This is a genomic window from Streptomyces eurocidicus, from assembly GCF_002891295.1.
In the GTDB taxonomy this organism is placed as follows: Bacteria; Actinomycetota; Actinomycetes; order Streptomycetales; family Streptomycetaceae; genus Streptomyces; species Streptomyces eurocidicus.
Window position 1 is genome coordinate 132137 of the sequence record NZ_LGUI01000013.1, and the last position, 20242, is coordinate 152378.

The 20242-nt window shown below is 73.5% G+C and carries 18 protein-coding genes; 1 reads left to right on the forward strand and 17 read right to left on the reverse strand.

Features of this window, described 5'->3' with window-relative positions:
- Window positions 1-13: 13 nt before the first annotated feature.
- From AF335_RS31290 to fmt, 9 genes are all read right to left on the reverse strand, one after another.
- Complete coding sequence (locus AF335_RS31290; RefSeq protein WP_102921798.1) at window positions 14-817, reverse strand: carbon-nitrogen hydrolase family protein; 804 nt, start codon at window positions 815-817, stop codon at window positions 14-16.
- Window positions 818-965: 148 nt separating this feature from the next.
- Complete coding sequence (locus AF335_RS31295) at window positions 966-1946, reverse strand: LysR family transcriptional regulator (RefSeq protein ID WP_102921799.1); 981 nt, start codon at window positions 1944-1946, stop codon at window positions 966-968.
- 67 nt (window positions 1947-2013) lie between these two features.
- Window positions 2014-2469: an Lrp/AsnC family transcriptional regulator gene (locus tag AF335_RS31300; RefSeq protein WP_095580789.1), complete on the reverse strand. Its 456-nt coding sequence runs from the start codon at window positions 2467-2469 to the stop codon at window positions 2014-2016.
- Window positions 2470-2479: 10 nt separating this feature from the next.
- Entirely contained in the window at window positions 2480-4021 is a 1542-nt protein-coding gene (locus AF335_RS31305) for an amino acid permease (protein WP_184743105.1), read from the reverse strand.
- Window positions 4022-4395: 374 nt separating this feature from the next.
- Entirely contained in the window at window positions 4396-5883 is a 1488-nt protein-coding gene (locus AF335_RS31310; protein WP_102921800.1) for a GuaB1 family IMP dehydrogenase-related protein, read from the reverse strand.
- 142 nt (window positions 5884-6025) lie between these two features.
- Window positions 6026-7015 (reverse strand): sugar-binding transcriptional regulator, encoded by a 990-nt coding sequence (locus tag AF335_RS31315; RefSeq protein WP_184743126.1) that lies wholly within the window; start codon window positions 7013-7015, stop codon window positions 6026-6028.
- Between the two features lie 148 nt (window positions 7016-7163).
- A complete protein-coding gene (gene rpe / locus AF335_RS31320) occupies window positions 7164-7850 on the reverse strand; it encodes a ribulose-phosphate 3-epimerase (RefSeq protein ID WP_102921801.1) in 687 nt (228 codons plus the stop codon).
- A 79-nt stretch (window positions 7851-7929) separates the two neighbouring features.
- Window positions 7930-9354, reverse strand: a complete 1425-nt coding sequence (locus AF335_RS31325) for an RsmB/NOP family class I SAM-dependent RNA methyltransferase (RefSeq protein WP_102921802.1) — start codon at window positions 9352-9354, stop codon at window positions 7930-7932.
- 143 nt (window positions 9355-9497) lie between these two features.
- Window positions 9498-10433: a methionyl-tRNA formyltransferase gene (gene fmt / locus AF335_RS31330; protein WP_102921803.1), complete on the reverse strand. Its 936-nt coding sequence runs from the start codon at window positions 10431-10433 to the stop codon at window positions 9498-9500.
- A gap of 256 nt (window positions 10434-10689) precedes the next feature.
- Between fmt and AF335_RS31335 the strand changes: the two genes are divergently transcribed.
- The gene (locus tag AF335_RS31335; RefSeq protein ID WP_102921804.1) at window positions 10690-11196 is read left to right on the forward strand and encodes a hypothetical protein; all 507 of its coding nucleotides are present in this window, start codon (window positions 10690-10692) and stop codon (window positions 11194-11196) included.
- 164 nt (window positions 11197-11360) lie between these two features.
- On the opposite strand, the gene AF335_RS31340 is transcribed toward AF335_RS31335, so the two are convergent.
- From AF335_RS31340 to AF335_RS31375, 8 genes are all read right to left on the reverse strand, one after another.
- Window positions 11361-13511 carry a primosomal protein N' gene (locus AF335_RS31340; protein WP_102921805.1) on the reverse strand — a complete coding sequence of 717 codons (2151 nt, stop codon included), beginning with the start codon at window positions 13509-13511 and terminating at the stop codon, window positions 11361-11363.
- 141 nt (window positions 13512-13652) lie between these two features.
- Entirely contained in the window at window positions 13653-14861 is a 1209-nt protein-coding gene (gene metK / locus AF335_RS31345; protein ID WP_102921806.1) for a methionine adenosyltransferase, read from the reverse strand.
- Between the two features lie 178 nt (window positions 14862-15039).
- Entirely contained in the window at window positions 15040-16248 is a 1209-nt protein-coding gene (gene coaBC, locus AF335_RS31350) for a bifunctional phosphopantothenoylcysteine decarboxylase/phosphopantothenate--cysteine ligase CoaBC (protein WP_184743102.1), read from the reverse strand.
- Between the two features lie 139 nt (window positions 16249-16387).
- On the reverse strand, window positions 16388-16660 hold the full coding sequence (gene rpoZ, locus AF335_RS31355; protein WP_004948662.1) for a DNA-directed RNA polymerase subunit omega: 273 nt from the start codon (window positions 16658-16660) through the stop codon (window positions 16388-16390).
- A gap of 53 nt (window positions 16661-16713) precedes the next feature.
- Complete coding sequence (gene gmk / locus AF335_RS31360; protein WP_102921808.1) at window positions 16714-17304, reverse strand: guanylate kinase; 591 nt, start codon at window positions 17302-17304, stop codon at window positions 16714-16716.
- A 38-nt stretch (window positions 17305-17342) separates the two neighbouring features.
- Window positions 17343-17666: an integration host factor gene (locus AF335_RS31365; RefSeq protein WP_087928986.1), complete on the reverse strand. Its 324-nt coding sequence runs from the start codon at window positions 17664-17666 to the stop codon at window positions 17343-17345.
- Between the two features lie 344 nt (window positions 17667-18010).
- Window positions 18011-18886 (reverse strand): orotidine-5'-phosphate decarboxylase, encoded by an 876-nt coding sequence (gene pyrF, locus AF335_RS31370; RefSeq protein ID WP_102921934.1) that lies wholly within the window; start codon window positions 18884-18886, stop codon window positions 18011-18013.
- Window positions 18887-19001: 115 nt separating this feature from the next.
- Complete coding sequence (locus tag AF335_RS31375) at window positions 19002-20117, reverse strand: quinone-dependent dihydroorotate dehydrogenase (protein WP_102921809.1); 1116 nt, start codon at window positions 20115-20117, stop codon at window positions 19002-19004.
- Between the last annotated feature and the right edge of the window lie 125 nt (window positions 20118-20242).

A 20242-nucleotide genomic window follows, 5' to 3' on the forward strand; every position in this document is an offset into this window, starting at 1 on the left:
GTACGAGGGGGGATCAGATGAGTGAGCGGTACAACTCCGGTCGGCGGTCGGTGAGGTAGGTGTTCTCGGCCCGGGACGCCTTCAGCAGGGCCGGGTCGACATCGGCGACGAGCAGGTCCTCGCCCGCGCCGGCCCGGGCCCGCACGGTCCCGTCGGGGGCGGCGAGGCAGCTGAGCCCGGCGAAGGAGAAGTCCCCTTCGGTGCCGCAGCGGTTGACGTAGGCGAGGTGGAGCTGGCTCTCCCACGCACGGGCCGGGACGATCGTCTGCGGGACGATCTCGTACGGGCGCATCAGCGCGGTCGGCGCGAGCAGCAGCTCGGTGCCGGCCAGGGCGTGCGCGCGGACGGGCTCGGGGAACTCGATGTCGTAGCAGATCAGCAGGCCGAGGCGGACGCCGTCGAGCTCGGCCTGGACGATCGGCTCGGAGCCCGGGGTGAAGTACGTGTTCTCGTACTCACCGAAGAGATGGGTCTTGCGGTAGTTCGCGAGGCCCGTCCCGTCCGGCCCGATGAGCTGGAGGGAGTTGAAGACCGTGCCGGCGCCGTCGCGCTCGGGGTAGCCGTAGCCGATGGCCAGGCCGTGCTCGGCGGCGATGCGGGCCACCGCGCGGGCGCCCGGTCCGTCGGCGGGCTCGGCGAGGTCCGAGACCGCGGGGCCGAGCGCGTAGCCCGTGAGGTACAGCTCGTTGGTGAGGAGCAGCCGGGCCCCGGCGGCGGCGGCCCGGCGGGCGGCGGCGGCGAGCGAGGCGAGGCTGTCGGCGGTGGAGGCGGGAACGCCGGCGGGGCCTTGGTACAGCGCGATACGCAGCGGCGTCATGCGGCCTCTTTCCACCTGCCGTGCTCAAGGAAACGAGCGCGTTCGTTAAGACGCCTTGACGGTACGGTCCGCGCTCCAGGCCCGACAAGGCGCCACTGTTGCGTGTGGGTGGACGATTCGTTGCGCCTTTTGGTCTTTTCCGCGCGATTCATTGCGTGGGCGTCATAGCGCTCCCCGGTGCGTCGATCGCGCCCACCGCGTCCCGGACCAGGCCGCGCAGCCAGCGGTGCCCGCTGTCGGCGTCGTGGCGGGGGTGCCAGGCCATGGCGATGACGACCGGCGGGAGCTCCAGCGGTATCCCGAAGGCCCGCAGGCCGAGCGCCGCGGCGGCCGGGGTGCCGAGCCGCTCGAGGGCGAGCCCGACGGCGTCGGTGCCGGAGAGCACATGGAGCGCGGCGGCGAAGTTGGGGACGGTGCCGACGACCCGGCGGCGCAGGCCGTGCCCGGCGAGCGCCTCGTCGACCGGGCCGGACAGCCGGCCGCGCCGGGAGTCGACGAGGTGGCCCGCGGCGGCGTAGCGGCGCGGGGTGACGGTGCCGGAGAGCAGCGGGTGACCGGCCCGGGCCACGCCGACCATCCGGTCCCGGAGCAGCTCCTCGACGCGGATCTCGGGCTCCTGGCGGTCGATGACCCCGATCTCCAGGTCGATCGCCCCGTCGCGCAGCGGCGCCGGGCCGCCCGGGCCCTCGGCGAGGAAGCGCAGCGTGACGCCCGGCGCCTCGTGGCCGGCGCGGCGCAGCAGTGCCGGGCCGAAGGCGAGGATGTTGCCGTCGTGCGCGCTGAGGGTGAAGGTGCGCGCCAGGGTGGCCGGGTCGGCCTCCGCCTCGGCGGTGAAGAGACCGCGGGCGTCGTCGAGGACCCGCCGCACCCGGGGGCGCAGGGCGAGGGCGCGCGGCGTGGGCACCATGTGGCGGCCGGCGCGTACGAGCACGGGGTCGCCGAGGGCCTGGCGGATCCGGCCGAGGGTGCGGCTCATGGCCGGGCCGGAGAGTCCCAGCCGGTCGGCGGCGGCGGTGACGCTCTCCTCGGCGAGGAGGGCGTCGAGCGCGACGAGCAGGTTCAGGTCGAGGCGGGCGGCGCCGGGCCCGCCGAGGGGGCCGCCGGGGTTCTCACCGGGTCCGCTGCTCATGGGGCGATCCTCTCCCGCGCCCCGTGCGCGGGGGAGCCCGCACCGGCGCGGTGCCGGTGGTGACGGCTCAGGAGGGGGCGCCGGAGCTGAAGCGGCGCAGCAGCGGGGAGAGCACCAGCACGGACTTGGTCCGTTCGACGAAGGGCTCCCCCGCGATGCGCTCCAGCACGCGCTCGAAGTGGCGCATGTCGGAGGCGAAGACCTGGACGATGGCGTCCGCCTCGCCGGTGACGGTCGAGGCGGACGCCACCTCCGGGTAGCGCGACAGGCCGCGGTGGATCGCCTCGGGCGAGGTGTTCCGGCGGCAGTAGATCTCGATGAAGCCCTCGGTCTCCCAGCCGAGCGCCGCCGGGTCCACCCGGACGGTGAACCCGGTGATGGCGCCCTCGGCCCGCAGCCTGTCCACGCGCCGCTTGACGGCGGGGGCGGACAGGCCGACCTCGGTGCCGATGTCGGCGTAGGAGCGGCGGGCGTCCTCGGCGAGGGCGTGGACGATGCGTTCGTCGAGATCGTTCAGTCGCACTGCGGGTGGATCACTTCTCTAGAGATACCTGCTGGTCTTCCCGGGCCAGCCGCGAACGGCTCCTCCCGTAGATGAAGTAGATCACAAGACCGACGAGCATCCATGCGCCGAAGTACTGCCAGGTGGTGCCGGGCAGGCTGAGCATCATGTAGACGCAGAACCCGAAGCCGATGGCCGGGAAGAGCGGGGCGAGCGGGACCGTGCGCCCGCCGAAGGGGATCCGGACGCCGGAGAGCGGTGCCCGGAAGGTGCGCTCCATGGTCGGGCGGGTGAAGAAGAGGACGATGACGGCCACGTTGACCAGGGCGAACGCGAAGAGCGTGCCGATGCTGGTGGCGTTGGCGAGCTCGCCGAGGGGCACGGCCGCGGCGAGGACGCCGCAGAAGAGCGAGACGATCACGGTGTTGGCGCGCGGCACGCCGGTCTTCTCGTGGACCTTGGAGAAGGTCTTGGGGACGAGCCCGTCGCGGGACATCGCGAAGAGGATGCGGGTCTGGCCGTAGAGGACGGTCAGGACGACGCTGGCGATGGCGATGACGGCGCCGGCGGCGAGGAGCACGGCCCAGAAGCTCTGGCCGGTGACGTCCTTCATGATCCCGGCGAGGGCCGCCTCGGAGCCCTCGAAGTCGCCCCACGGCATGGCGCCGACGGCGACCGCCGCGACCAGGACGTAGAGGGCGGTCACGATGAGCAGCGACAGCATGATCGCCTTGGGCAGGTCCTTCTTCGGGTCCTTGGCCTCCTCGCCCGCCGTGGAGGCGGCGTCGAAGCCGATGTAGGAGAAGAAGAGGCTGGCGCCCGCGGCGCTGACGCCGCCGAGGCCGAGCGGCATGAACGGCGCGTAGTTGCCGGCGCGGATGCCCATGAAGGCGACGCCGCAGAAGAGCAGCAGGGCCGCGATCTTCACCCCGACCATGATCGTGTTGGCGCGGGCGCTCTCCTTGGCGCCGCCCAGCAGGAAGGCCATGCAGAGCAGGACGACGAGCAGGGCGGGCAGGTTGAAGATGCCGCCGTCCGTGCCGGGCGGGTTGGCCAGTGAGGCCGGGATGGTGACCCCGATGGTGCCGTCGAGCAGCTCGTTGAGGTACTGGCCCCAGCCGACGGCGACCGCCGCGACGGAGACGCCGTACTCCAGGATCAGGCACCAGCCGCAGACCCAGGCGACGATCTCGCCGAGGGTCGCGTAGGCGTAGGAGTACGAGGAGCCGGAGACGGGGATGGAGCCCGCCAGCTCGGCGTAGGAGAGCGCCGAGAACAGCGCCGTGAGGCCGGCGATGACGAAGGAGATGACGACGGCCGGGCCGGCCTTCGGCACGGCCTCGCCGAGCACCACGAAGATGCCGGTGCCGAGGGTGGCCCCGATGCTGATCATCGTGAGCTGCCACATGCCGAGCGAGCGCCGCAGCGTGCCGCCCTCGCCCTGGCCGCCCTCGGCGACCAGGCGCTCGACGGGCTTGCGCCGCATGACACCGCTCACGAAGCCGGCGGCCGGCCGCGAGGACGACGTCTTCCCGTCGTCCGTGACGGGGGGCGCTGTGCCGTTGTCCAACACTGAGGTGGCTCCATTCGTCGATGCCTGCCGAGGGGGGATGACCGGCGGCGAGACGCCCTCAGGGGGGTGCTGTGGGCAGGGGGAGCCGACCCGAGGCAGAGGGGGAATCGCCGAGCAAGCGGTATCCGCCACTCCACGTACTGCGCAGACCTTATGAGCTGAGGGCCCGCGCTCGTAATGCACCATTCTTGCGCATGAGCGTTCGATCATTGCGCATGGGGGGCATTCACAGTCAATCGTTGCATCTCACATCATGAATCGGTACATGTGGGCGGAATACCGTGGTCCAGATCACGCCGCCCGCGGGACCCCCGAGAACGCCGAAAGGGGCGCGGTCCGGATCGGACCGCGCCCCTTTCGGAGCCGTGCGGGGACTACTGCCAGCTGGCGTGCAGCGGCCGGCCCTCGGCGTAGCCGGCGGCGCTCTGGACACCGACGACGGCACGCTCGGCGAACTCCTCCAGGGAGCCGGCGCCGGCGTAGGTGCAGGAGGAACGGACACCCGCGATGATCGAGTCGATCAGGTCCTCGACACCCGGACGGGCCGGGTCGAGGAACATCCGCGAGGTGGAGATGCCCTCCTCGAACAGACCCTTGCGGGCCCGGTCGTAGGCCGACTCCTCGCTGGTGCGGTTGCGCACGGCGCGGGCCGAGGCCATGCCGAAGCTCTCCTTGTACAGCCGCCCGTCGGCGCTCTGCTGGAGGTCGCCCGGGGACTCGTACGTCCCGGCGAACCAGGAGCCGACCATGACGTTGGACGCACCGGCGGCGAGCGCCATGGCGACGTCACGCGGGTGGCGGACGCCACCGTCGGCCCAGACGTGCTTGCCGAACTTCTTCGCCTCGGCGGCGCACTCCAGGACGGCGGAGAACTGCGGGCGGCCCACACCGGTCATCATGCGGGTGGTGCACATGGCGCCGGGGCCCACACCGACCTTGATGATGTCCGCGCCGGCCTCGATGAGGTCGCGCACGCCCTCGGCGGCGACGATGTTGCCCGCGACGATCGGGACCTGCGGGTCGAGCGCCCGCACGGCCTTGATCGCGCTGATCATCGACTCCTGGTGACCGTGCGCGGTGTCCACGACGATCGTGTCGGCGCCGGCCGCCAGCAGGGCCTTGGCCTTGCCGGCCACATCGCCGTTGATGCCGACGGCGGCGGCGATGCGCAGCTTGCCGTCCGCGTCCGTGGCGGGGGTGTACAGCGTCGCGCGCAGGGCGCCCTTGCGGGTCAGGATGCCGGCCAGGCGGCCGTCCTTGCCGACCGCCGGGGCGAGCTTGCGGTGGGCGGCGTCCAGCTGGTCGAACGCCTCGCGCGGGTCGATGTCGGCGTCGAGGAGCAGCAGCTCCTTGGACATGACCTCGGACAGCTGGGTGAAGCGGTCCACGCCGGTCAGGTCGTGCTCGGTGACGATGCCGACCGGGCGCTGCTCCTCGTCGACCACGACGCCGGCGCCGTGTGCCCGCTTGGGCAGCAGCGAGAGCGCGTCGGCGACGGTCTGCGTCGGGGCGAGCACGATGGGGGTGTCGAGCACGTGGTGACGGCTCTTGACCCAGGAGATGACCTCGGTGACGACCTCGATCGGAATGTCCTGAGGGATGACGACGAGGCCGCCGCGGCGGGCGACCGTCTCCGCCATCCGGCGGCCGGCGATCGCGGTCATGTTCGCGACCACGAGCGGAATGGTGGTGCCGGTGCCGTCGGGGGCGGAGAGGTCCACACCCTGGCGGGAACCGACCGCGGAGCGGCTCGGCACCATGAACACATCGTCGTACGTCAGGTCGTACGGCGGCTTCTGGTCATTGAGGAAACGCACGTGCTGAACATCCCAGTCGTTCGGAGGTGACCCCCGACAAGGCATGCCGAGGGAAAAGCACGTACTTCATTCTCCCATGGCGACCGGTGTGCGCAGCCCGGGCCGAACCTCCAGTACCGGCGGTACGCCCTGGTCGGATCGTCCTAAATCCGGCCGAGGGGCCCCCGCCCGGCGCCTGACCGGGCGGTCAGGCGCCGTCCGGGTCCGCCCGGTCCAGGGCCGGCCGGGGCCCCGGGCCCGTCTCCAGCAGCAGATAGTCGGCCGCCGCGGTGTCCGTGACCAGGCTGGTGACCAGCCCGGAGCGCAGCACCGCGCCGATCGCGGCCGCCTTGCGGGAGCCGCCCGCGATGGCGACGACCTCCGGGATGCGCCGCAGCCGGTCCGCCTCGACGGTGATGCAGCGCTCGCCCAGGTCCCGCCCGATGCGGCGGCCGTCGGCGTCGAAGAGGTGCGCCGACATCTCGGCGGCGGCGCCGAGGGAGGCGTACTGCGCGCGCTCCTCGTCGGTGAGCATGTCGTAGACCGTCGAGATGCCCGGCGCCCAGGAGCCGATGGAGACGGCGGCGACGGTGACCTTGTCGAAGTAGTCGAAGGCCCGCGCGATGCCCGTCTGGCCGCGCAGGGCGGCGGCGGTGGCGGAGTCGGGCAGCAGCATCGGGGCGTAGATCGGGTGCGCCTCGCCGCCGGAGACCTGGGCCGCCCGGCGCACCGCCTCCACCGAGCCGCGCTCGGCGGTGCCCGCGTCGTAGACGCCGGTGAGCTGGACGACCGTGCACGGCGGCAGCCGGTGCAGGGCCGCGGCCATGTGGATGGTGGAGCGGCCCCAGGCCAGGCCGAGGACGTCGCCCTCGTGCACCAGCTCGCCGAGCAGGTCCGCCGCCACCTCGCCGAGGTTCTCGGGGTCGGGGGCGTCGTCCGCGGCGTCGGCCGGGGACTCCACCACGACCGCGTGCCGCAGGCCGTAGCGGGCGCGCAGCGCGTCGGAGCGCTCCGCGTCCAGCTCGGCCGGGACCCGGATCTCGATCCGCACGAGATCGCGCTCGAGCGCGGTCTCCAGCACCCGGGCGACCTTGAAGCGGCTCACGCCGAACTCCTCGGCGATCTGGATCTTCGACTTGCCCTCGAGATAGAAACGGCGGGCCATCGCCGCCGCCTGCACCAGCTCGGCGGGCCCCATCGGCGTGGCTGAACGGCCCGTCGACACCGCGGTCTCCTCACTACTTGTTCAAGCTTCTGGACTCGACCGTCATCCTGTCAGAAACGGCGGTCCTTGATCAGCCCTTGACCTTCGCCCTCAGCATTTCGGGCGAGCGCCGGGGGCTGCGTCAGTGGGCGCAGGCCCAGGGCGCACCGGCCGTGGCCCGCTCCGCCTGCGCGCGCAGGGAGCGTACGGCGGCCGCCGGGTCGTCCGTACCGTAGACGGCGGATCCGGCCACGAAGACGTCCGCCCCCGCCTCCGCGCAGCGCTCCACGGTCTCCGCCGAGACCCCGCCGTCGACCTGCAGCCACAGCTCCAGGCCATGGCGCGAGATCAGCTCACGGGTGCGGCGGATCTTGGGGAGCATGATGTCGAGGAACGCCTGGCCGCCGAAGCCGGGCTCGACCGTCATGATCAGCAGCATGTCCAGCTCGGGCAGCAGGTCCTCGAACGGCTCGATCGGCGTCGCGGGCTTGAGCGCCATCGACGCGCGCGCCCCCTTGGCCCGGATCTCCCGCGCCAGCCGCACGGGGGCGGCGGCCGCCTCCGCGTGGAAGGTCACGGAACCCGCGCCCGCCTCCACGAACTGCGGGGCCCAGCGGTCCGGGTCCTCGATCATCAGATGGCAGTCCAGCGGGATGTCCGTGGCCCGGCTCAGCGACTCGACGATCGGCACGCCGAGGGTCAGGTTGGGGACGAAGTGGTTGTCCATCACGTCGACGTGGAGCCAGTCGGCGCCCTTGACCGCCTGCGCCTCGTCGGCGAGGCGGGCGAAGTCGGCGGAGAGGATGCTGGGGTTGATCTGCACGGCCATGCCCTTAAGCCTGCCATGCGGGGGGTTCTTTCCCCTACCCGCCCCTTGCCGTGCCCGGGCCCGGGGCGGGACGGGGAACCTACGCCGTGCGGCGCAGCAGTGCCAGGTACATGGCGTCCGTGCCGTGCAGGTGCGGCCACAGCTGGACGTCGGGGCCGTCCCCGAGCGCCGGGACCCCCTGCATGTACGGGCGCGCGTCGATCCACTCCGCGCTCACGCCGTCCCGCTTGAGGACGTCCGTCACGACGGCCTTCGTCTCCGCCGGGTGCGGCGAGCAGGTCGCGTAGCCGACGACGCCCCCGACCCGTACGGCCCGCAGCGCCTCGCGCAGCAGGTCGCGCTGGAGCGGCGCGAAGCCCGCCAGGTCCTCGGGACGGCGGCGCCAGCGCGCCTCGGGACGGCGGCGCAGGGCGCCGAGGCCCGTGCAGGGCACGTCCATCAGGACCCGGTCGAAGACGCCCTCCCGCCACGGCGGACGGGTGCCGTCGGCGGCGATCACCTGGTACGGGCCGGGGTTGCCGGCCAGCGCGCGCTCGACCAGCCGGGCGCGGTGCGGCTGCTTCTCGGAGGCCAGCAGCGCGGCCCCCCGCTCCGCCGCCAGCGCGCCGAGCAGCGCCGCCTTGCCGCCGGGACCCGCGCAGCCGTCCAGCCAGCGGGTGTCCGGCCCCTCCACGGGCACCGACGCGAGGGCGAGCGCGACCAGCTGGCTGCCCTCGTCCTGGACGCCGGCCCGGCCCTCGCGCACGGCCTCCAGCGCACCGGGCTCGCCGCCCTCGGCGAGCCGCACGGCGTACGGCGACCAGCGGCCCGGCAGGGCGGAGTCCTCGCCGACCGCCGCCAGCAGCTCCTCGGTCGTGGCGCGTCCGGGACGGGCGACGAGCGTGACCTCCGGCCGTTCGTTGTCGGCGTCCAGCAGGTCCTCGATGCCGGCCCGGCCGCCGCCGAGCGCGTCCCACAGGGCGGAGACGATCCAGCGCGGGTGGGAGTGGACGACGGCGAGGTGCTCCTCGGGGTCGTCCTCGTACGGCGGGGCGACCCGCTCCAGCCAGCCGTCGAGGTCATGCGCCGTGATCTTCCGCAGCACGGCGTTGACGAACTTCGCGCGGCCGTCGCCCAGCACGACCCGGGCCAGCTCGACGCTGGCGGACACCGCCGCGTGCGGCGGGATGCGGGTGCCGAGCAGCTGGTGGGCGCCGAGGCTCAGCACGTCGAGGACCGGCGGGTCGACCTCGCGCAGCGGCCGGTCGACGCAGGAGGCGATGATCGCGTCGTACGTCCCCTGCCGGCGCAGCGTGCCGTAGACGAGCTCGGTGGCGAGGGCGGCGTCGCGCGCCTCGAAACCCTCCTGCTCACGGGCCTTGCGCAGCAGCGGGGGCAGCACCAGGTTGGCGTAGGCGTCGCGCTCGTCGACGGCCCGCAGCGCCTCGAAGGCGAGGATCCGTACCGGGTCCTTCTTGGGCCGGCGGTAGGGCTTTGCGGGGCGGCGAGGGGCGCGATCGTTCACGAGAAAGGTGCTCCGGAGCTGGGTGGTGAAGAGGTCAAGCGTACGCCGGGCGGGGCGCCGGCCGGTGGCCGCGGGAGGCCGGGCCGCCGCCCGGCCGCCGGGGGACGGCCGCGGAGGACGGCTGAGGGGGGCGGCCGCAGGGGCTACGCCGCGCCGAGCCGCTCGCCCTCGGCGATGCGGACGCCGCGGGCCCAGTCGGCCGCCTTCATCGGCTTCTTGCCCTGCGGCTGGACCCAGAGCAGCTCCACCGCGTGCGACCCGGTGCCGACGTGCACGGAGTTCTTGCCCGCCGCGACGGCGCCGGGGGCGAGGTCGGTACGGGCGGTGTCGAGGGCGACGGCCATCACCTTGAGCCGCTCGCCGCGGAAGACCGTCCAGGCGCCCGGGGCGGGGGCGCAGCCGCGCACCACGCGGTCCACCCGGAGGGCGGGCGCGGACCAGTCCAGCCGGGCGTCCTCGACGCTGATCTTCGGGGCGAGGGAGATGCCGTCGGCCGGCTGCGGCACGGCCTCCAGGGTGCCGTCCTCGATCCCGTCCATGGTCGCGGAGAGCAGCCCGGCGCCCGCGAAGGCGAGCCGGGTGAGCAGGTCGCCGCTGGTGTCCGTGGGGCGTACGTGCTCGGTGAGCACGCCATAGACCGGCCCGGAGTCCAGGCCCTCCTCGATCAGGAAGGTGGAGGCGCCGGTGACCTCGTCGCCGGCCAGGATCGAGTGCTGCACGGGGGCGGCGCCGCGCCAGGCGGGCAGCAGCGAGAAGTGGAGGTTGACCCAGCCGCGCGCCGGGACCTCCAGGGCGGCCTTGGGCAGCAGCGCGCCGTAGGCGACGACCGGGCAGCAGTCGGGGGCGATCTCCGTCAGCCGGGCGAGGAAGTCCGGCTCACGCGGCCGGACGGGCTTGAGCACCTCGATGCCGGCCTCCTCGGCGCGCTGGGCGACGGGGCTGGCGACCAGCCGGCGGCCGCGCCCGGCGGGGGCGTCCGGCCGGGTGACGACGGCGACGACCTCGTGCCGCTCGGAGGCGATCAGGGCGTCGAGGGCGGGGACGGCGACCTCGGGGGTGCCGGCGAAGACGAGCCTCATGGGTGGCGAACTACCTCTCCTCGAGCGCCGAGTGGAACAGCCCACCAGTCTAGGGGCCCGCTTCCCCAGGGGGCGTACGGGCACTCACGCGCCCCATTCCGGCGGATGTGCGCCCCCATACCGTGACCCGGCGGCCAGTAGCGCGTTGTGGTCAAGAGAGATTGACCTGAACGGGCCGCGGCAGCGGCCCGCTTCCGTTCCTTGTCAACTCTCGCCTTTTTTAGTCCTTTTACCCGCCGGTCCGAGAGGCTACTTCATGGCCGACCACGCAACCCACGACGCCCAGGCACGGGCCAGCCTGCATCTTCTGGTCCGGGACATCGAGCGGGTCCGCAGGCAGGTGGACGCCCTGCGCACCCTCACCGCTCAGCTGGGCAACGTCTACCGCCCGCGGCGCACCGGCCCGTCGGCCGGCTTCGTCGTCTACGGGCGGGCCCCCGCGCCGACCGTACGGCTGGCGCAGGAGCTGCGGGACAGCGTCGAGACGCTGGTGACGGCCGCGGTCGACTTCGACCGCTCGCTGGGCTTCTCGTGGGACGCGGTGGGGTCGGCGCTGGGCGTCACCAAGCAGGCGGTGCACCGCCGTTACGGCGCCCGCCGGTCCACCGGCCAGAGCACCCCGGAGCCCGCGGAGGCGGTCCGCACCGCCGAGCCTGCGACGGTCCCGGCCGTCCCCGCGGCCCGCACGGTCCCGGTCCAGAGCGTGGCCCCCCACCGCGACGAGCCGAGGCCACCGGCCTTTCCGGGGCCGCGCAACGGCTGAGCGGGCCGGGCCCGTGGCGGTCGGGAGCGCGGTCGTGCCCTGGCGTCGTAAGTCGGCACCGGCCGACCGGCTGGGTCGGGGTCCGGGCGTCGGCCGGGCAGGTCCGGGAGGGCACTCGGGCCCACCGGCGCCGCTCCCCCGGCCCCGGCTCGGTCGCCCCCGGCTCAGCCGATGTCGAGCGGGTCGATCCGCAGCGACACCGGCTCGCCGTCGCGGCGGGCCAGCCGAGCGGCCTGGGCGGTCTTGAGCGCCGAGGCCAGCACGGCGCCCCGCCCGGGACGGACCCTCAGCAGGGCACGGTCCCACCGCTCCCCCGCCGGTGCCTCACCCGGCCGGCGCGGCCGGCCGGGTGCCGTGACGCGCATGGGCACCGGCCCGAGCACCTCCGCGTCCGCCGGCAGCTCGGCCGCCGCGAGGAACTCGGCCACGGCTTCCGGCGGCCCGGAGACGGCGGCCATCCGCGACACGGGCGGGAAGCGCAGCTCCGCGCGGTCGGCCAGCTCGCGCACGGCGTGCCCGACGGGGTCCCACCGGACGAGCGCCTGGACCGGGCGGAGCGTCGCCTCGGCGACGATCACGACGGTGCCGCCCTCGGCCTGGCTCCGCACCAGCGCCGCCGCGTCCAGCCAGCGGCGCAGTGCCTCCTCGCCCGCCCGCAGGTCCGGGAAGCCGAGCAGGGCCCAGCCGTCGAGGAGCAGGGCCGCCGCGTAGCCGCCCTCGGCCACCGGCTCGGCTCCGGGCGTGCACACGACGATCGCCGGGCGGTCGGGGACGGTGTCGAGGATGTGGTCACGGCCGGAGGTGCGCACGGGCACCGACGGGAAGGCCAGCCCCAGCTCCTCCGCGGTGCGCCCGGCCCCCACGACCCGGGCACGCAGGAGCCTCCCGCCGCACTCGGCGCAGTGCCAGTCCGGGTGTGCCCGGCCGCACCAGCCACAGCGCAGGCCGCCGTCGCCCGCCGTCGCCTCCAGGGGGCCGACGCATGCCACACAGCGCGCGGGCTCGCGACAGCGCTCGCAGGCGAGCCGGGGGACGTAGCCCCGGCGCGGCACCTGCACCAGCACCGGGCCGTGCTTGAGGCCCTCCCGGGCCGCCTGCCAGGCGACGGTGGGCAACCGTGCGGCGCGGGCGGCCGCGTCCCGCGCCTCGTCGGCGTCGCCGACCGTACGGATCCGGGGCGCCGTCGTCCTGACCCGGTCGCGGTCGGCGGCCAGCGGCAGGGCCCAGCCGGTGTTCATCAGCTGGGCCGCCTCCACCGTGCAGCCGAAGCCCCCCAGCAGGAACGCCGCCTTCTCGTGGGCCGCCCGGGACATCAGCACCTCGCGGGCGTGCGGGTGCGGAGCGTTCTGCGCGCTGTGGCTGGTGTCGCCGTCGTCCCAGATCGCGACGAGGCCGAGGGCGCGCACCGGCGCGAACATGGCGGCCCGGGTCCCGACGACGACGCGCACGGAACCCCGGCTGACCGCCAGCCAGCGGCGGTACCGCTCCTCGGGGCCGAGGTCGGCGGTCAGCAGGACATGGCGTCCCGCACCGAGCAGCGCGGTCAGCTCGGCGTCGACCCGGGCGGCGGCCCGGCCGTCCGGCAGGACGAGCAGTGCGCCGCGCTCCGCGGCGAGCGCGGTGCCGGCGGCCCGGGCCAGCTCCTGGGGCCAGTGGGGGCCGGGCAGGGCCGTCCACACGGCACGTGGCGAGTCGCCCCGGGAGACCGCGTCCAGAAAGGCCGGGCCGGTCGGATAGCGGGACCAGGTGCCCGGACCGGGCCGTGGCGGTGCGGGCAGCGGTTCGGGGGACGGCTCGGCCTCGATGCGGGCGTGCCGGGGCGGCACCGCCAGCTGCAGCACGTCCGCGAGCGATCCGGCGTAGCGATCGGCGACCGAGCGGCACAGCTCGTACAGGGCGGGGCTGAGCACGGGCTCGGGCGACAGGACCTGGGCCAGGGCCGCCAGCGGGCCTCGGTAGTCGGCTTCGGCCACCCGCTCGACGATGTATCCGTCGAGGAGCCCGCCGCCCTCCCGGCGGCCCTCCCGCACATTGCGGGCGCCCGCGCCGAAGCGGACCCGGACCCGCGTGCCCGGCTGGGCGACAGCGTCGAGCTCGGCCGGAACGGCGTATTCCCACAGCTGGTCGAGGTGGACGGGGCCCTTGTCGACCAGCACCCGGGCCACGGGCAGGGATCCGGCGAGCGCGGCGCCGCGCCACGTCCGCGGCTTCGCCCGCGGCACCTTCGCCTTGCGCACCGTCTCCCGGATGAACGCGAGCTGCTCCCCGTGTTCCGACTCCGAGGCCCCGCCGGCCCGCCCGTTCTCGCTGCTCACAGCCACAGTCCTACCAGACCCCACTGACAGCGGAGGGCCCTCGGCCCGGGGCGGGCACAGCGGGCGGGCGGGTACGCGTACGGCCCCGGACCGATTCCCCGGTCCGGGGCCGTACACGGCACAGCGTGGGCGAGCCGGGGCTTACAGGCCCGCGGCCTTCTTCAGGGCGTCCACCCGGTCCGTGCGCTCCCAGGTGAAGTCCGGGAGCTCGCGGCCGAAGTGGCCGTACGCCGCGGTCTGGGCGTAGATCGGGCGGAGCAGGTCGAGGTCGCGGATGATCGCGGCCGGGCGGAGGTCGAAGACCTCGGCGATGGCGTTCTCGATCTTCTCGGTCTCGACCGTGTTGGTGCCGAAGGTCTCGACGAAGAGGCCGACGGGCTCGGCCTTGCCGATGGCGTAGGCGACCTGGACCTCGCAGCGGGCGGCCAGGCCCGCGGCGACGACGTTCTTCGCGACCCAGCGCATGGCGTACGCGGCCGAGCGGTCGACCTTGGACGGGTCCTTGCCGGAGAAGGCGCCGCCGCCGTGGCGGGCCATGCCGCCGTAGGTGTCGATGATGATCTTGCGGCCGGTGAGGCCGGCGTCGCCCATCGGGCCGCCGATCTCGAAGCGGCCGGTCGGGTTCACCAGCAGGCGGTAGCCGTCGGTGTCGAGCTTGATGCCGTCCTCGACGAGCTCCTTGAGGACGTGCTCGACGACGAACTCGCGGATGTCGGGCGCCAGCAGCGAGTCCAGGTCGATGTCGGACGCGTGCTGGGAGGAGACGACGACGGTGTCCAGGCGCACGGCCTTGTTGCCGTCGTACTCGATGGTGACCTGGGTCTTGCCGTCGGGGCGCAGGTAGGGGATGGTCCCGTTCTTGCGGACCTCCGACAGGCGGCGGGAGAGCCGGTGCGCCAGGTGGATCGGCAGCGGCATCAGCTCGGGGGTCTCGTCGCAGGCGTAGCCGAACATCAGGCCCTGGTCGCCGGCGCCCTGCTTGTCGAGCTCGTCCTCGTCGCCCTCGACACGGCTCTCGTACGCGGTGTCGACGCCCTGCGCGATGTCGGCGGACTGTCCGCCGATGGACACCGACACGCCGCAGGAGGCGCCGTCGAAGCCCTTCTTGGAGGAGTCGTAGCCGATCTCGAGGATCTTGTTGCGCACGAGGCTGGCGATCGGCGCGTACGCCTTCGTCGTCACCTCTCCGGCCACGTGCACCAGGCCGGTGGTGATCAGGGTCTCGACGGCGACGCGGGACGTCGGGTCCTCCTGGAGGAGGGCGTCGAGAATGGTGTCGCTGATCTGGTCAGCGATCTTGTCGGGGTGACCCTCGGTCACAGATTCCGAGGTGAACAGGCGGCGGGACACATCGCTCCCTGGGGTTGCAGCGGCTGCTGGCTGATCATTTGCAGGACCCGTGTTCGAGAGCTGCGCTCGACGCGGATCCTGAGCCAGTTTATCCGGCGTTCTCGTGGTTGGGGCATCCGGTCTGCCTTCACCGGTGGAGTGACCTGCGACACCTTCCGTCTCCGGAGCCCCGGAATCCTCAGGAAAGGCGTTCCGTCACAAGGTTCCAGACGATGTCGGCGAGCCCCTCCTTGGGGCCGTAGGGCACCGGGGTCTCGGAGCCGTCGGGCGCCAGCACGACGGCCTCGCTCCGCTCGGCGCCGAAGGTCTTGCGCTCCCCGACCTCGTTGACCACGAGGAGGTCGCAGCCCTTGCGCGCGAGCTTGGCCCGGCCGTTGGCGAGGACGTCGTCCGTCTCCGCGGCGAAGCCCACCACGATCTGCCCGGGGCGGGGGCGATCCGCGGAGAGTTCCGCGAGGATGTCCGGATTACGCACCAGAACGACCGGTTCCGGGTCCTGCCCGTCCCGCTTCTTGATCTTGCCGGAGGCGTACGAGGCCGGGCGGAAGTCGGCGACGGCGGCCGCCATCACCACGGCGTCGGCGGCGGCGGCGGCCTTGAGCACCGCCTCCCGCATCTGCACCGCGGTGCCCACGCGCACCACGTCGACCCCGGCGGGGTCGGGCAGCTCGCTGTTGGCGGCGACGAGCGTCACCCTGGCCCCGCGCGCCACGGCCGTACGGGCCAGGGCGTAGCCCTGCTTGCCCGAGGAGCGGTTGCCCAGGAAGCGCACCGGGTCCAGGGGCTCCCGGGTGCCGCCCGCGCTGACGACCACATGGCGCCCGGCGAGGTCCGTGCCCTGCCCCTCGGCGCTGCGGGCCAGCACCCGGCGGCAGACCTCGAAGATCGCCTCGGGGTCCGGCAGCCGGCCCTTGCCGGTGTCGACGCCCGTCAGACGGCCGACGGCGGGCTCGATCACGATCGCGCCCCGGCGGCGCAGCGTCGCCACGTTCTCCTGGGTGGCCTGGTTCTCCCACATCTCTGTGTGCATGGCGGGCGCGAAGACGACCGGGCAGCGGGCGGTGAGGAGGGTGTTGGTCAGCAGGTCGTCGGCGAGCCCGTGCGCGGCCTTGGCCAGCATGTCGGCGGTCGCGGGCGCGACGACGACGAGGTCGGCCTCCTGGCCGATCCGCACGTGCGGCACCTCGTGGACGGAGTCCCACACCTGGGTGGCGGCCGGCTGACCGGACAGCGCCGACCAGGTCGCCTCGCCGACGAAGTGCAGCGAGGCGGCGGTCGGCACCACCCGTACGGAGTGCCCCGACTCGGTGAGGCGGCGCAGCAGCTCACACGCCTTGTAGGCGGCGATCCCGCCGCTGACCCCCAGGACGACCTTGGGCTTGTCCATCGTTTGGCTTCTCCCCGCCATCTCGTGCGTACGTACGACCGTACGGTCCCATGACACACCACAGGCCCGGCAGGCGCTCCCCCCGGCGGAACGCCGGGAGGGACCCTGCCGGGCCTGTGGCTGTGCGGGACCGAACGCCCTACTGGGCCGGGGCCTCGATGGCCTCGGAGGTCAGCAGACCGGCGTTGATCTCACGGAGCGCGATGGAGAGCGGCTTCTCGTGGACGTGGGTGTCCACCAGCGGACCGACGTACTCCAGCAGGCCCTCGCCGAGCTGCGAGTAGTACGCGTTGATCTGACGGGCGCGCTTGGCGGCGTAGATCACCAGGCTGTACTTCGAGTCGGTCGCCTCGAGGAGCTCGTCGATCGGAGGGTTGATGATGCCCTCGGGCGCGGTGATGGAAGAGGACACTGTCTGCCTTCCGATGGGGGTGGAGATCAGGAACTTCGGGGGATATCCCCAGTTCAACGCAGCAAGGCTAGCAGCTCGCGCGCGACGTCCTCGACGGAGGTGTTGACCAACGTCACATCGAACTCCGCCTCGGCCGCCAGCTCGATCTTCGCTGCGGCCAGCCGGCGCTCGATGACCTCGGGCGACTCGGTGCCCCGGCCGGTGAGCCGGCGGACCAGCTCGTCCCAGCTCGGGGGCGCGAGAAAGACCAGCTGGGCGTCCGGCATGGACTCACGGACCTGCCGGGCGCCCTGGAGGTCGATCTCCAGCAACACGGGCTCACCGGCCTCCAGGCGGTCGAGGACCGCCTGGCGCGGCGTGCCGTAGCGGTTGCCGGCGAACTCCGCCCACTCCAGCAGCTCACCGTTGGCGACGAGCTTGTCGAATTCGCCGTCGTCCACGAAGAAGTACTGGACACCTTCCCGCTCGCCGGGGCGCGGCTTGCGGGTGGTGGCCGATACCGAGAGCCACACCTCGGGGTGGGCCTTGCGCATATGGGCGACGACCGTGCTCTTACCGACCCCGGAGGGGCCGGAGAGCACGGTCAGCCGCGGTTGTCTGGCCGGGGGTACGGGGGACGTCCCCCGGGAGACTGCAGTACTCATGCAGTGATTATCCCGGTTCCCGGGAGTGCCTGGGAACGTCAGGCGGCCTTGCCGCCGAACTCACGCTCCAAGGAGGCGATCTGATTCGAGCCGAGCCCGCGCACCCGGCGGCTCTCGGAGATGCCGAGCCGCTCCATGATCTGCTTGGCGCGGACCTTGCCCACACCCGGAAGGCTCTCCAGGAGTGCGCTGACCTTCATCTTGCCGATGACTTCATTCTTCTGGCCCTGCTCGATGACCTCGTGCAGCGAGGCGCCGGAGTGCTTGAGCCGATTCTTGACCTCGGCGCGCTCCCGGCGAGCCGCGGCGGCCTTTTCGAGCGCGGCTGCGCGCTGTTCAGGGGTAAGGGGCGGAAGAGCCACGCCTACGTCACCTCGGATATCGAACTGTCGGATAACGGACCGGTGAGGAACCTAGTCGGCCCACACCTGCGGAGCAACGAGCAACGCGCTTGCACGTTCGCTCTCGTCGGAGACTAGCGGCCGATCCCGCTCCAGTCAGCGAGAACAGACGAAAAGTCCTGGTCAGACTCGCTCGACCAGGACCTTTCCGGACATAATGACCGACAATTCTTGTCCGAGATCTTCTCCCGGGTACCGCCGGGTACTGTCGGAGACCCCTCACGGGCCGGTCCGCACCGGCCCGTGCCGGGCCGTGCCGCCATGACCCGGGCCGCCCTCGGCCCGGGTCGTCCGGGAGGGTCGCTTCAGCGCGCCCCGGGGCCGCTCGCGTCCACCGCTTCCCGGACCTCGTCCGCGAAGCGGGCGGCGCTCGTGCGCAGCGCGGCCACGTCCGGGCCGTGCCGCAGCACGCCGCGGCTGACGTTCGGGACGACGTCGCGGACGGCCGCGCCGAAGACCTTCGGCAGGTCCGCCGCCGTCGCGCCCTGCGCGCCGATGCCGGGGGCCAGCAGCGGGCCGCCGATCGTCAGGTCGGCGCCGGCCGCGCCGAGCGTGTCGCCCAGCGTCGCGCCCACGACCGCGCCGTACGAGCCCATGGCCCCGGTGGCGTTCTCCGCCGCGTTCTCCGCGCGGAGGTGGTCCAGCATCGTCGCCGCGACGCTCGCTCCCCCGGTCCGCACCGCGTGCTGCACCTCGGCGCCCTCGGGGTTCGAGGTCAGCGCGAGGACGAACACGCCGGTGCCGCTCTCGCGGGCCAGGTCCAGGGCCGGGCGCAGCGAGCCGTAGCCCAGGTAGGGGCTGACGGTGACGGCGTCCGAGAACAGCGGCGAGGCCGGGTCCAGGTAGGTCGCGGCGTAGGCGGCCATGGTGGAGCCGATGTCCCCGCGCTTGGCGTCCATGAGGACCAGCGCGCCGGCCTCCCGGGAGTCGGCGACGGCCCGCTCCAGGACCGCGATGCCGCGCGAGCCGAACCGCTCGAAGAACGCGGACTGCGGCTTGAGCACGGCGACCCGGTCGGCCAGCGCCTCCACGACGACGCGCGTGAAGCGCTCCAGGCCGGCGATGTCGTCGGACAGGCCCCAGTCGGCGAGCAGGGACGCGTGCGGGTCGATGCCGACGCAGAGGGGGCCGCGGGTGTCCATGGCGCGGCGGAGGCGGGCGCCGAACGGCTCGGGGGTGATGATCTCGGTCACGGGGTTCCTCCGGAATTGCGGACGGGCTCGGGGCACGGGGTCGGCTGCGGGCCGGTGGTCAGGCTGTGCACACCGGTTCCGCCCCGCGGAACGACTGCCCCCGTCACGCCGTCTTCCCCGGGGCGGCGGCCCCCACGGCGTCGGCGAGGGTGGCGTACGGGGAGGCGGCCAGCCGCTCGGCGAGGCCGCGGTGGATACGGCGGCACCAGAACGGGCCCTCGTAGATGAAGGCGCTGTAGCCCTGGACCAGCGTGGCGCCCGCCAGGATGCGCTCCCAGGCGTCGTCGGCGGTCTCGATGCCCCCGACGCCCACGAGGGTGATCCGGTCGCCCACACGGGCGTACAGCCGGCCGATGACCTCCAGCGAGCGGGCCTTGAGGGGCGCGCCGGACAGACCGCCGGCGCCGATGGCCTCCACGGTCCGCTTCGGGGTCGTGAGGCCGAGGCCGTCGCGGGCGATGGTGGTGTTGGTGGCGATGATGCCGTCCAGGCCCAGCTCGACGGCGAGGTCGGCGACGGCGTCCACGTCCTCGTCGGCCAGGTCGGGGGCGATCTTCACCAGCAGGGGCACCCGGCGCGAGGTGACCGTGCGGTCCGCGGCCTCGCGGACGGCGGTCAGCAGGGGCCGCAGCGCCTCGGTGGCCTGGAGGTTGCGCAGGCCGGGCGTGTTGGGCGACGAGACGTTGACGACGAGGTAGTCGGCGTGGGCGGCGAGGCGCTCGGTGGAGGTGACGTAGTCGGCGACGGCCTCCTCCTCCGGCACCACCTTGGTCTTGCCGATGTTGACGCCCACGGTCGTCCGGAAGACCGCCTTGCGGGCCGCCAGGCGCTCGGCGACGGCCGCGGAGCCGTCGTTGTTGAAGCCCATGCGGTTGATGAGCGCGCGGTCGGCGACGAGGCGGAAGAGGCGCTTCTTGGGGTTGCCCGGCTGGGGCCGGGCGGTGACGGTGCCGATCTCGACGTGGTCGAAGCCCAGCATCGTCATGCCGTCGACGGCGGTGGCGTTCTTGTCGAAGCCGGCCGCGAGGCCGAAGGGGCCGTGCATGCGCAGGCCGAGCGCCTCGGTGCGCAGCGCCTTGTGGCGGGGGGCCAGGACGGCGGCGACGAGGGTGCGCAGCACGGGCACCCGGGCGGCGCCGCGGATCCAGCCGAAGGCCAGGTGGTGGGCCTTCTCCGGGTCCATGCGCTTGAAGAGCAGATCGAAGAGGAGACGGTACATTTCAAGCCTTCTTGGCGAGGGGGGCGGCGGACCCCGGGCGAAGGGGGCCGCGAGGGCTCATGAGGGGGCCCGTGCGGGCGCGTGGAGGGGGCTCATGGCGGAGGCTCGTGGCGAGCCTCACGAAG

Coding starts and splice junctions, on each gene's coding strand:
- coaBC (WP_184743102.1), bottom strand. CDS start 16,248: ATGGACAAGCCCAAGGTCGTCCTGGGGGTCAGCGGCGGGATCGCCGCC.
- AF335_RS31290 (WP_102921798.1), bottom strand. CDS start 817: ATGACGCCGCTGCGTATCGCGCTGTACCAAGGCCCCGCCGGCGTTCCC.
- AF335_RS31315 (WP_184743126.1), bottom strand. CDS start 7,015: ATGGGGCCCGCCGAGCTGGTGCAGGCGGCGGCGATGGCCCGCCGTTTC.
- gmk (WP_102921808.1), bottom strand. CDS start 17,304: ATGAGTACTGCAGTCTCCCGGGGGACGTCCCCCGTACCCCCGGCCAGA.
- AF335_RS31375 (WP_102921809.1), bottom strand. CDS start 20,117: ATGTACCGTCTCCTCTTCGATCTGCTCTTCAAGCGCATGGACCCGGAG.
- AF335_RS31310 (WP_102921800.1), bottom strand. CDS start 5,883: ATGCCTTGTCGGGGGTCACCTCCGAACGACTGGGATGTTCAGCACGTG.
- rpe (WP_102921801.1), bottom strand. CDS start 7,850: ATGGCCGTGCAGATCAACCCCAGCATCCTCTCCGCCGACTTCGCCCGC.
- fmt (WP_102921803.1), bottom strand. CDS start 10,433: ATGAGGCTCGTCTTCGCCGGCACCCCCGAGGTCGCCGTCCCCGCCCTC.
- AF335_RS31335 (WP_102921804.1), top strand. CDS start 10,690: ATGGCCGACCACGCAACCCACGACGCCCAGGCACGGGCCAGCCTGCAT.
- AF335_RS31295 (WP_102921799.1), bottom strand. CDS start 1,946: ATGAGCAGCGGACCCGGTGAGAACCCCGGCGGCCCCCTCGGCGGGCCC.